We start from the raw sequence: 9386 nt of genomic DNA, 5'->3' as shown, positions 1-9386 counted from the left end.
CCCGGAAGGATTCACGTGGCTGACAGTCCAGACGCCCCTGACGCTGTTGTTGGAGAGATGAACGAAGAAGGCGCCGGCGGGTGCCCGGTGTCGACCGGGCGCTTCAACCACCCGACCGAAGGTGGGAGCAGCCGTGACTGGTGGCCGAACCAGCTCAACCTGGCGATCCTGCGCAAGCACTCCGCCGTGGCCGACCCCATGGACGGGGACTTCGACTACGCCGCCGAGTTCCAGACCGTGGACCTCGACGCCCTCGCGAGCGACGTCGACGAGGTGCTGACGACCTCGCAGGAGTGGTGGCCGGCGGACTTCGGGCACTACGGGCCGTTCATGATCCGGATGGCGTGGCACAGCGCGGGCACGTACCGCATCCACGACGGCCGCGGCGGTGCCGGCGCCGGCATGCAGCGCTTCGCGCCGCTGAACAGCTGGCCCGACAACGGGAACCTCGACAAGGCGCGCCGGCTGCTCTGGCCGGTCAAGAAGAAGTACGGCAGCAAGATCTCGTGGGCCGACCTGATGATCTTCGCCGGCAACCGTGCCCTGGAGACGATGGGCTTCAAGACCTTCGGCTTCGCCGGTGGCCGCGCGGACGTCTGGGAGCCCGAGGAAGACGTCTACTGGGGCCCCGAGCGCACCTGGCTCGGCGACGAGCGCTACAGCGGTGACCGCAAGCTCGAGGATCCGCTGGCCGCCGTCCAGATGGGCCTCATCTACGTCAACCCCGAGGGCCCGAACGGCAACCCGGACCCGCTCGCCGCGGCCCGTGACATCCGCGAGACGTTCCGGCGCATGGCGATGAACGACGAGGAGACCGTCGCGCTGATCGCGGGCGGCCACTCGTTCGGCAAGGCGCACGGCGCGGCTCCCGACACGGAACACGTCGGGCCCGAGCCCGAGGGCGCTCCGCTGGAGGAGCAGGGCCTCGGCTGGAAGAACAGCTACGGCACCGGCAAGGGCCGCGACGCGATCACCAGTGGCCTCGAGGTCACCTGGACGCCCACCCCGACGACGTGGGACAACAGTTTCTTCGAGACCCTGTTCGGCTACGAGTGGGAGCTGGAGCAGAGCCCCGCGGGCGCCAACCAGTGGCGGCCGAAGGCCGGTGCCGGCGCCAACACCGTGCCGGACCCCGAGGACGGGTCGTTGTCCCGCCCGCCGACGATGCTGACGACCGACCTCGCGCTGCGGATGGACCCGATCTACGAGCCGATCTCGCGGCGCTTCCTCGAGCACCCGGACGAGCTCGCGGACGCGTTCGCGCGCGCGTGGTTCAAGCTGACCCACCGCGACATGGGACCGATCCAGCGCTACCTCGGCCCGCTCGTGCCGCGGGAGACGCTGATCTGGCAGGACCCGGTCCCCGCCATTGATCACGATCAGGTCGGCGAGGCGGACGTCGCCGACCTGAAGGGCCAGATCCTCGCCTCGGGACTGTCGGTCCCACAGCTCGTGTCCACCGCGTGGGCCTCGGCCTCGACGTTCCGCGGCAGCGACAAGCGCGGCGGGGCGAACGGTGCCCGGATCCGCCTCGAGCCGCAGCGGGAGTGGGAGGTCAACGACCCCGACACGCTGGCGACGGTGCTGCGCACGCTGGAGGGGATCCAGGAGTCCTTCAACAGCGCGCAGACCGGCGGGAAGCGGATCTCGCTCGCCGACCTCATCGTGCTCGGCGGGTGCGCCGCGGTCGAGCAGGCCGCGAAGGACGCCGGCCACGACGTCCGGGTCCCCTTCACCCCGGGGCGGACGGACGCGTCGCAGGAGCAGACGGACGTGGAGTCGTTCGTCCCGCTCGAGCCGGCCGCGGACGGGTTCCGCAACTACCGTGGGAAGAACCACCGGCTGCCCTCGGAGTATCTGCTGATCGACCGCGCGAACCTGCTGACCCTGAGCGCGCCCGAGATGACCGTCCTCGTGGGCGGCCTGCGTGTCCTGGGCGCGACCCACCAGCAGTCCCCGCTGGGCGTGTTCACGTCGAGCCCCGGGTCGCTGACGAACGACTTCTTCGTGAACCTGCTCGACATGGGCACGCAGTGGCGGGCGGCGGGGACGGCCGAGTCCCAGGACCCTGAAACCTCCGAGTCCTTCGAGGGCCGCGACCACGCCACGGGCGAGGTCAAGTGGACCGGCAGCCGCGTCGACCTCGTGTTCGGCTCGAACTCGGAGCTGCGTGCCGTGGCCGAGGTCTACGCGAGCGACGACGCGCGGGAGAAGTTCGTGCACGACTTCGTGGCCGCCTGGACCAAGGTCATGAACCTGGACCGGTACGACCTGAACTGATCCCGGAGTCCGGGCCGGCCGCACGCCGGCAGGCCCGGACCCCCTCGGGCTCTCCTCCGGTCGGAGCGACCTTGCCAGCGGTGCTCCGGCGGTGGCCGTTCTGGTGCGCCCGTAGCATTCGGGGCGGACGGCAGGCGGGTCGAGCAGGGGAGTCCCAGTGCGGGAGATCGTGGTCTTCAGCGGCAGCGCACATCTGGATCTGGCCGCGGAGATCTGCGCGCACCTGGACGTTCCGCTGGAGCCGGTACGGGTGACGCGGTTCGCCAACGACTGTCTCGAGGTGCAGCTGCAGGCGAACTGCCGCGAGCGCGACGTGTTCATCATCCAGCCGCTCGTCGCGCCGGTGCAGGAGAACCTCGTCGAGCTGCTGCTCATGCTCGACGCCGCGCGCGGGGCGTCCGCCGCACGAACGACGGTCGTCATGCCGCACTACGCCTACGCCCGGTCGGACAAGAAGGACGCGCCGCGCATCTCGATCGGCGGCCGGCTCGTCGCCGACCTGCTCGTCGCGGCCGGGGCGAACCGGGTGCTCGCCATGACGCTGCACTCCCCGCAGGTGCACGGGTTCTTCAGCATCCCGGTCGACCACCTGCACGCACTGCGCGAGCTCGCCGCCTACTTCCGGCGCCTGGATCTGGACAACACGATCGTCGTGTCGCCGGACCTGGGCAACGCCAAGCCGGCGTCGCACTTCGCGAGCCTGCTGGACGTCCCGGTGGCGGCGGGGGCGAAGCAGCGGTTCGCCGAGGACAAGGTCGAGATCAGCTCGATCATCGGGGCGGTCGCCGGTCGCGACGTGATCGTGCTGGACGACGAGATCGCCCGGGGCAGCACGGTGCTCGAGCTCCTCGACCGGCTGCGCGAGCAGGGTGTCCGCTCGATCCGCGTCGCCTGCACGCACGGTTTGTTCGCCGCGGACGCGCTCAAGCGGATCGGTGACCAGACCGACGTGCTGGAGATCGTCTGCACGAACACCGTGCCGATCGCGGAGAGCAACTCGAAGCTGACCGTGCTCTCCGTCGGGACCGCGCTCGCCGAGGCGATGCGCCGGATACACGACGGGGAGTCGGTCAGCGCGCTGTTCTAGAGCGGACTAGGGCGTCTCGCCCCGCTCCGTGACGCGAGAGGTGACGCGCGAGCCGTACGCGGCGTTCGCCTGCTCGTTCGCGAGCCGACGAGCCTCCCGCTCGTGGGCGAACTCGTCGAACTCCTGGCGGTCTCGGAGGCGGCCGAGCGCGAGCACGGCGATCCAGTGCGCGATGCCGATGATGACCAGCGCGACGCCGAGCCGGAACACGACGCTCTCAGTCGGGGTGTCGGCCGGCACGTCCATCGTCGAGATGAGCGCGAGCACGCCCAGCACGACGAAGTGGAATAAGACCGTCACGAGCCTGGTCAGCGACTCCGCTGACGCGTTCGGCGCGGACTGCTGGAGCAACCTGCGGCCGTTGCGGTAGATGATCTGGCCGTCGACGAGCACGAGCACGGTACCGATCAGCAAGAACGTCACGTAGCTGTTGGTATTCATGGCTTGTACCTCTCGTCCGGTGATTCGGACCGGAACCACGAACGGCGAGTAGCCCGCGCGGCGTGCCGTGAAACTCGTTCGCGCGTGCGAGCCGGCGACGCCGCCGCGACGATGGCCCGGCTGTCGGTGCACCAGGTCCGGCGCCTGCCCGTGCTCGACGGTGACCGGCTGGTCGGGATCGTCGCCCAGGCCGACGTGGCCCGGGCACTGGACGATCCGCGGGTCGGTGATCTGGTGCGCGCGCTGTCCGTCGACTGAGCCCGAGACCAGACCCCGACGAACGGCGCTGCCGGCCGGTCACGTTCACCTCATACGGTTTCGATGTCCGCGCCGGCGGGCACTCCACACGCGACCGCACGGAAGGAGCACGACCGATGCGCAGTGAGGGATCGACCGCCCAGGTGACCGCGCACCGGCTCGTCCACTGTGTACTCGACAGTGACGCGGACGGGTTGACCGACACGCTGGAGTCCGTGGTGGAGCAAGGAGATCAGCTCAGGCCATACATCCGCGGCGTCGTGGCGGAACTGATCCAGCTCGGGGCTAGAGCGGTGCGGCACAGTGTCGGCCCGGACAAGCAGCAGCCCGCGTTCGCGGTGGACCTGCGCGACGTCGCCGACGAGCCGGTTTCGATCGACGAACTCGAGCCGCACGCGCGTGCCACGATCCGCGCCCTGCTGGCCGACCTCAACGGCTGTCCGCAGGACGCGCAGTTCCAGCTGGACCTCGCCGTGCGGCAGCTGGATCCGTTGAGCGGCTTGGAAACCGTGCGCCGCGCGCTGACCATGACGATCGCGCTGCTGCAGTGGTCGGGGGAGGCGTGATGCGCCCCGAGAACGGCGCCGGCGACCCGGCGAACGAGGCCGACGTGCTGGAGCAGCAACGGGATCTGACCGAGGACACCGAGGACACCGAGCCGGACGAGGTGCCGAGCACGGACGTCGAGGCGAATCCGGCGGACCTGCGGGAGCAGAGCCTTCCCGTGCCGTCCGAGGAGGAGGACTGGCCCGATGCATGAGGGCGTCGACCCGGGCACCCCGCCGAAGGACACGCGGAACCCGGACGAGGTGGCGCAGACCCGGCGGCGCTGAGCTCCGCCGAGGACTCGACGAGGACCGGCTCGACGCCGACTCGCTGGAGGAGGGCGCCGACCCGCCGGAGCACTGGTCGGCGGCCGCCCGGTACGGCACGACGCCCTACGAGCGGAGCCGGGGCGAGGACCCGGACCGCAGGCTGAGCGCCGAGCGCCCGGACGTCGAGTAGCGCCGTCCCGCGGGGCGCCCTCCGCGCGGTACCCGGCGCCTATGCTGGGCCCGTTTGCCGAGACCGGGGGAGGGCCCTTGCTTTACCAGTTCGTCCGCTATGTCCTGGCACCGCTCGTACGGCTCGTCTACCGACCGCGGGTCGAAGGCCTGGAGAACGTGCCGGCCGAGGGCCCGGTGATCATCGCGGCGAACCACCGCGCGGTGCTCGACACGGCGGTGATCTCGCTCGTCGTCCGCCGGCAGGTCCGGTTCCTGGGCAAGGCCGAGTACTTCACCGCCCGCGGCCTGCGGGGCCGGCTGATGGCCGCGTTCGTCGACGCGCTCGGCTTCGTCCCGGTGCAGCGCGGCAACGCGCACGCGGGCCTCGCCGCGCTCAACGCCGGCCAGACCGTGCTCAACGGCGGCGGCGTCTTCGCGATCTACCCCGAGGGCACCCGGTCGCTCGACGGCCGGCTCTACCGCGGGCACACCGGCGTGGCCGTGCTCGCGCTGACCACCGGCGCGCCGGTGGTGCCGGTCGCGCTGTTCGGGACGCAGATGCTGATGCCGCGCGGCGGCAGGATTCCGCGGTACGCGCGGGTCGGCATCCGCTTCGGCGCACCGATGGACTTCTCCCGGGTGACCGAGCGCGACCAGCGTGCCCGCCGCGCGATCACCGACGAGGTGATGGCCGCGATCCGCGAGCTGTCCCAGCAGGAGTACGTCGACAGGTACCACCGCCGCCCCGACGAGGACCGAGACGAGGGCATAGCCTGACCGGTCGTGGGCTGATCCGGCTTGTTGGTAACTCACCACTTGTAAGCCTTCTGGGTTATCGTTGACCCACGCAGCGCCAAGGAGGTCGGGGTCCATGCGACGTGGTCGGGTTTCCCGCTTGGTTGCGGCATTGGCGATCGTCGCTGGTGGGGTGGTGTGGACCCAGGGGACGGCCGGTGCGGCCGACGTGGGCCTGGCCGCCTTCGCGCGGCAGGCCGCCGGGCAGCGGGTCATCTACTCCTACCCGGGGCTCACCCCGCCGCAGGGCCTGTTCGACCGGATCCGCGCGGGCGAGGCCGCCGGTGTGATCTTCTTCGGCGAGAACGTGTCCAGCCTGCCGCAGATCACCGGCGTCGTGGCGCAGCTGCGCGCGGCCGCCGCGGAGAGCCCGGTGCGCGAGCCGTTGCTGCTGATGACCGACCAGGAGGGCGGTGAGGTCCGCCGGCTGCCCGGCGAGCCGGCCCTGTCGCACAAGGACGTCGGCCAGTCCGCCGACCCCGCCGCGGCGGCCACGAACGCGGGGCGGGGCGCGGGGGAGAACCTCGCGGGTGTCGACATGAATGTGAACCTGGCGCCGGTGCTCGACGTCTACCACGCGCCGGGTGACCTGATGGACCAGTTCGAGCGGTCGTTCAGCATGGACCCGGCCGCCGTGTCGCGGCTCGGTGCGAACTACCAGACCGCGCAGCAGGCGGAGGGTGTCGCCTCGACGCTGAAGCACTTCCCGGGCCTGGGCCCGGCGAACGCCGACCAGAACACCGACACCCGGCCGGTCACCCTGGACGTCCCACTGTCCACTTTGCGCAGTGTGCACGAGGCGCCGTACCAGGCGTCGATCACCGCGGGGGCGAAGCTCGTGATGCTGTCCTGGGCGGTGTACCCGGCGCTGGACCCCGCGCGCCCGGCCGGACTGTCCTCCGTGGTCGTTCAGCAGGAGCTGCGCTCCCGCAACGGTTTCACGGGCGTGACGGTCTCCGACGCGCTGGAGGCCGGCGCCCTGGACGACTTCGGCTCGACCGGCAACCGAGCGGTGCTCGCCGCCCAGGCGGGTGTCGACCTGATCCTCGCCTCGGCCCGCGACGTCGAGCAGGGGGACCAGGCGACCATGGCCCTGGCCGGCGCACTCGTCGACGGCACCCTCGACGGCGATGCCTTCGGCGAGGCGCTGGAACGGATCCGCGCCCTGCGCGCCGGGCTTCCCTAGTCTGCCACCGCCGGCTGCCCGGCCGCGCCCGCGTCAGCCGTGGGTGAGCAGCACGACCGCCACGGAGACCACCTGCTCGCGCGTGGCGAGCAGGTGGTCTCCAGCGCGAGCGTGGCACACCAGCCGGCGGCGACCGCGCCGAGCCCGGTCGCGGTGGACATACGCGTCCGCACCGCGGTGGCGGCGCCGGCACGGACAACACGATGCCGGCCACCGCGCGTTCGGTCGGCCGGTCGCCGAGCAGCGCGAAGCCGGCCAACACCGGGATGGCCAGCCCGCCGACCGCGCTCACCGGGACCACCACGCTCATCGCGCCCCGGCTCAGCCCGGGGTGGAGGAACACCATGCCGATCCCGGTGCCGACCCCGGACAGGCCGCCCCACGCCATGCCGGCGGCGGCCGGCTCACCGGGCAGCAGTGGGGCGAGCAACGCCATCCGCACCAGGCCGCCCGCCTTGTCCGGCCAGCGCCACCATCGCGAAGCTCGCGCGGCGCGACACCAGCCCGCCCGCGAAGTCGGCGGCGCCGTACAGCGCCGACGACACGAGCGCCAGCAGCGCACCCATCAGCGGCCCGGTTCCGCCTCGGCGTCGGCGTTGCGTGCGGCCTCGCCCACCGGGCAGGTCGCCGTCGCGGTGCACGCGGTCCGGTCGCACAGCCGGCACACCAACTCGGTGCCGCCCGCCCGCGCGTATAGCTTCCCGAGCAGCGACTCGAGCGGGCGAGCGAGCATTCCGCGGTCCGCGTCGTCGAGGTCCCGCAGCAGGTCCGCGAGCGGCTCGCCCAGGGCGGTGAGCAGGCGGCCGGCCGAGTCGGAGCCGTGGGCGGTCAGGCGCACCGGCACCGCCCGGCCCGCCGTGCCGTGCCGCCGGACCAGGTCGGACGCGGCCAGCGAGTCCACCATCCGGGCGGCCGCCGACTGGCTGAGCCCGACCCGGCGGCCGAGCTCGGTGACGCTCAGGTCAGGATCCTCGCGCAGCGCGAGCAGTGCCGCCCCGCTCGCGCTGACGGTGTCGTCGCGTGGTGACGGCCGGCGTGGCCTAGCGGTGACGGATCCTCAGCCAGACCACCAGCACGGTGACGAGCACCGTGAGGCCGCCGAGTGGGATGGCGGGGCGGCGGGCGACGGTGGTCCACACCGGCCGCACCGTCCGGGCGACCGGCTCGGGCAGCGTGTTCACCAGCTCCGTACCGCGGGTACGGATCGCCTCGGCCCGGTCCCTCGCGGCGGTCCGTGCCCGGGTCTTCACGTCGGCCTTCGCGCCGAGGGCGGCCACTGTCTCGGCCAGCTCCTGGCGGGTCAGCTCTACGTCCGTCCGCAGGTCCTCGTCGGTCGGCGCCGCGCCGGGCGGGCGCATCCGGTCGTCGTGCCCGCGCCTCGTCATCGGGTCGCCGCCTCCCTGACCACCCGGATGTCCTCCTTCGCCCTGTCCACCACGTCGGACGGCATCGGACTGCCCCTCCTGAGCCGGGTCCTCGCCACCAGCGCGGCCACGCCGGCGGCCAGCAGCAGCACGGCGCCGACGATCATCGCCGCGACCCACGCCGGCAGGACGAGCGCCAGCAGGAGCACGGCGCCGGCCAGCACGGCGGCCAGGCCGTATCCGGCGAGCACGCCGGCGGCACCGATGCTCGCCGCGCCGATTCCGGCGTGTCTCGCCTTCTCCTGCACCTCCCGCACGGCGAGGCGGACCTCGGTGCGGGCGAGGTGGCTGAACTGTTCGGTCAGGTCGCGTACGAGTTCCGCGGTCGACTTCTCACCGGCCGGCTTGTTCGCGCCGACATCCGATATCGAGCTCATCAGCCCTCCTTCGCCTCCCTGGCCGAGGGCTACCCCTGCCCGGGAGGCGAAAACACCCGCCCGGCTACGAGCTGGGCGGAAGGACGCAGAACTCGTTGTCCTCCGGGTCCTTCAGGACCACCCAGTGCAGGTCCGGCTCGTTCGAGACCACCGTCGCGCCGAGGCCGACCAGACGCTCCACTTCGGACTCCTGGCTGCCGGATGCCGGCACGATGTCCAGGTGCAGCCGGTTCTTTACCGATTTCGTCTCCGGAACGGGCTGGAACAACAGCATCGGCTCGTCGCCGCGGCCGATCTCCACGTACTCCGTGCCGCGCGAGTCCGTCCACCGCTTGACCACGGCATAGCCCAGCGCCGCGCACCAGAAGTTCGCCATTGGCGCCGTGTCCCGGCAGTCGATCGCGAGGCAGAACACCCGGCTCACCATGGAACCGACGCTAGCATCGGCCGGCTGGGCACCACGGCGTGCTGTCTGCCGCTCACGGTCCGCCGAGGATTTCTTCCCGGGCACCGATGAGTTCCGCGCGCTGCCGGCGTTACACCGGCAACCGA

General features: G+C 71.8%; 14 protein-coding genes and 1 pseudogene. 8 read left to right on the top strand and 7 right to left on the bottom strand.

The window, feature by feature from the left end:
- The first annotated feature begins 57 nt into the window (after positions 1 to 57).
- Together katG and ACRDTB_RS04310 are read left to right on the top strand one after the other, a co-directional pair.
- The gene (katG, locus tag ACRDTB_RS04315; protein ID WP_431428599.1) at positions 58 to 2280 is read left to right on the top strand and encodes a catalase/peroxidase HPI; all 2223 of its coding nucleotides are present in this window, start codon (positions 58 to 60) and stop codon (positions 2278 to 2280) included.
- Between the two features lie 157 nt (positions 2281 to 2437).
- Complete coding sequence (locus ACRDTB_RS04310; protein WP_431428598.1) at positions 2438 to 3367, top strand: ribose-phosphate diphosphokinase; 930 nt, start codon at positions 2438 to 2440, stop codon at positions 3365 to 3367.
- A gap of 6 nt (positions 3368 to 3373) precedes the next feature.
- Here the strand turns inward: ACRDTB_RS04310 and ACRDTB_RS04305 are convergent, their stop codons facing one another.
- A complete protein-coding gene (locus ACRDTB_RS04305) occupies positions 3374 to 3808 on the bottom strand; it encodes a hypothetical protein (RefSeq protein ID WP_431428597.1) in 435 nt (144 codons plus the stop codon).
- A gap of 96 nt (positions 3809 to 3904) precedes the next feature.
- Between ACRDTB_RS04305 and ACRDTB_RS04300 the strand changes: the two are divergent.
- The 6 genes and pseudogenes from ACRDTB_RS04300 to ACRDTB_RS04275 form a co-directional block, all read left to right on the top strand.
- Positions 3905 to 4066, top strand: a pseudogene (locus tag ACRDTB_RS04300) (CBS domain-containing protein); the annotation flags it as partial.
- Positions 4067 to 4182: 116 nt separating this feature from the next.
- Positions 4183 to 4632 carry a hypothetical protein gene (locus ACRDTB_RS04295; protein ID WP_431428596.1) on the top strand — a complete coding sequence of 150 codons (450 nt, stop codon included), beginning with the start codon at positions 4183 to 4185 and terminating at the stop codon, positions 4630 to 4632.
- On the top strand, positions 4632 to 4826 hold the full coding sequence (locus tag ACRDTB_RS04290; protein WP_431428595.1) for a hypothetical protein: 195 nt from the start codon (positions 4632 to 4634) through the stop codon (positions 4824 to 4826). Before ACRDTB_RS04295 ends, ACRDTB_RS04290 begins: the two co-directional genes overlap by 1 nt.
- Positions 4823 to 5071 (top strand): hypothetical protein, encoded by a 249-nt coding sequence (locus tag ACRDTB_RS04285; protein WP_431428594.1) that lies wholly within the window; start codon positions 4823 to 4825, stop codon positions 5069 to 5071. Before ACRDTB_RS04290 ends, ACRDTB_RS04285 begins: the two co-directional genes overlap by 4 nt.
- 77 nt (positions 5072 to 5148) lie before the next feature.
- A complete protein-coding gene (locus tag ACRDTB_RS04280) occupies positions 5149 to 5829 on the top strand; it encodes a lysophospholipid acyltransferase family protein (RefSeq protein ID WP_431428593.1) in 681 nt (226 codons plus the stop codon).
- A gap of 118 nt (positions 5830 to 5947) precedes the next feature.
- Positions 5948 to 7033 (top strand): glycoside hydrolase family 3 N-terminal domain-containing protein, encoded by a 1086-nt coding sequence (locus ACRDTB_RS04275; RefSeq protein WP_431428592.1) that lies wholly within the window; start codon positions 5948 to 5950, stop codon positions 7031 to 7033.
- Here ACRDTB_RS04275 and ACRDTB_RS04270 read toward each other — a convergent pair.
- The 6 genes from ACRDTB_RS04270 to ACRDTB_RS04245 form a co-directional block, all read right to left on the bottom strand.
- Complete coding sequence (locus tag ACRDTB_RS04270) at positions 7030 to 7194, bottom strand: hypothetical protein (protein ID WP_431428591.1); 165 nt, start codon at positions 7192 to 7194, stop codon at positions 7030 to 7032. The genes ACRDTB_RS04275 and ACRDTB_RS04270 overlap by 4 nt on opposite strands.
- Positions 7195 to 7437: 243 nt before the next feature.
- The gene (locus ACRDTB_RS04265; protein WP_431428590.1) at positions 7438 to 7599 is read right to left on the bottom strand and encodes a hypothetical protein; all 162 of its coding nucleotides are present in this window, start codon (positions 7597 to 7599) and stop codon (positions 7438 to 7440) included.
- Positions 7599 to 8012, bottom strand: a complete 414-nt coding sequence (locus ACRDTB_RS04260; protein WP_431428653.1) for a MarR family transcriptional regulator — start codon at positions 8010 to 8012, stop codon at positions 7599 to 7601. Before ACRDTB_RS04260 ends, ACRDTB_RS04265 begins: the two co-directional genes overlap by 1 nt.
- A gap of 61 nt (positions 8013 to 8073) precedes the next feature.
- Positions 8074 to 8418 carry a DUF3618 domain-containing protein gene (locus ACRDTB_RS04255; RefSeq protein WP_431428589.1) on the bottom strand — a complete coding sequence of 115 codons (345 nt, stop codon included), beginning with the start codon at positions 8416 to 8418 and terminating at the stop codon, positions 8074 to 8076.
- Entirely contained in the window at positions 8415 to 8834 is a 420-nt protein-coding gene (locus tag ACRDTB_RS04250; RefSeq protein ID WP_431428588.1) for a phage holin family protein, read from the bottom strand. Before ACRDTB_RS04250 ends, ACRDTB_RS04255 begins: the two co-directional genes overlap by 4 nt.
- 64 nt (positions 8835 to 8898) lie before the next feature.
- Positions 8899 to 9261, bottom strand: coding sequence for a VOC family protein (locus ACRDTB_RS04245; protein WP_431428587.1), 363 nt, complete (start codon positions 9259 to 9261; stop codon positions 8899 to 8901).
- Positions 9262 to 9386 lie beyond the last annotated feature (125 nt).

The organism is Actinophytocola sp., from assembly GCF_050699935.1.
In the GTDB taxonomy this organism is placed as follows: domain Bacteria; phylum Actinomycetota; class Actinomycetes; order Mycobacteriales; family Pseudonocardiaceae; genus Actinophytocola.
The sequence above is the reverse complement of the archived record's forward strand: the minus strand, read 5'-3'. Positions and strand labels throughout refer to the sequence as shown.

What these genes read in the sequence shown, in the direction of transcription:
- katG (WP_431428599.1), top strand. Translation starts at nt 58, where the DNA reads ATGAACGAAGAAGGCGCCGGCGGGTGCCCGGTGTCGACCGGGCGCTTC.
- ACRDTB_RS04305 (WP_431428597.1), bottom strand. Translation starts at nt 3,808, where the DNA reads ATGAATACCAACAGCTACGTGACGTTCTTGCTGATCGGTACCGTGCTC.
- ACRDTB_RS04295 (WP_431428596.1), top strand. Translation starts at nt 4,183, where the DNA reads ATGCGCAGTGAGGGATCGACCGCCCAGGTGACCGCGCACCGGCTCGTC.
- ACRDTB_RS04290 (WP_431428595.1), top strand. Translation starts at nt 4,632, where the DNA reads ATGCGCCCCGAGAACGGCGCCGGCGACCCGGCGAACGAGGCCGACGTG.
- ACRDTB_RS04285 (WP_431428594.1), top strand. Translation starts at nt 4,823, where the DNA reads ATGAGGGCGTCGACCCGGGCACCCCGCCGAAGGACACGCGGAACCCGG.
- ACRDTB_RS04270 (WP_431428591.1), bottom strand. Translation starts at nt 7,194, where the DNA reads ATGTCCACCGCGACCGGGCTCGGCGCGGTCGCCGCCGGCTGGTGTGCC.
- ACRDTB_RS04265 (WP_431428590.1), bottom strand. Translation starts at nt 7,599, where the DNA reads ATGGGTGCGCTGCTGGCGCTCGTGTCGTCGGCGCTGTACGGCGCCGCC.
- ACRDTB_RS04255 (WP_431428589.1), bottom strand. Translation starts at nt 8,418, where the DNA reads ATGACGAGGCGCGGGCACGACGACCGGATGCGCCCGCCCGGCGCGGCG.
- ACRDTB_RS04250 (WP_431428588.1), bottom strand. Translation starts at nt 8,834, where the DNA reads ATGAGCTCGATATCGGATGTCGGCGCGAACAAGCCGGCCGGTGAGAAG.
- ACRDTB_RS04245 (WP_431428587.1), bottom strand. Translation starts at nt 9,261, where the DNA reads ATGGTGAGCCGGGTGTTCTGCCTCGCGATCGACTGCCGGGACACGGCG.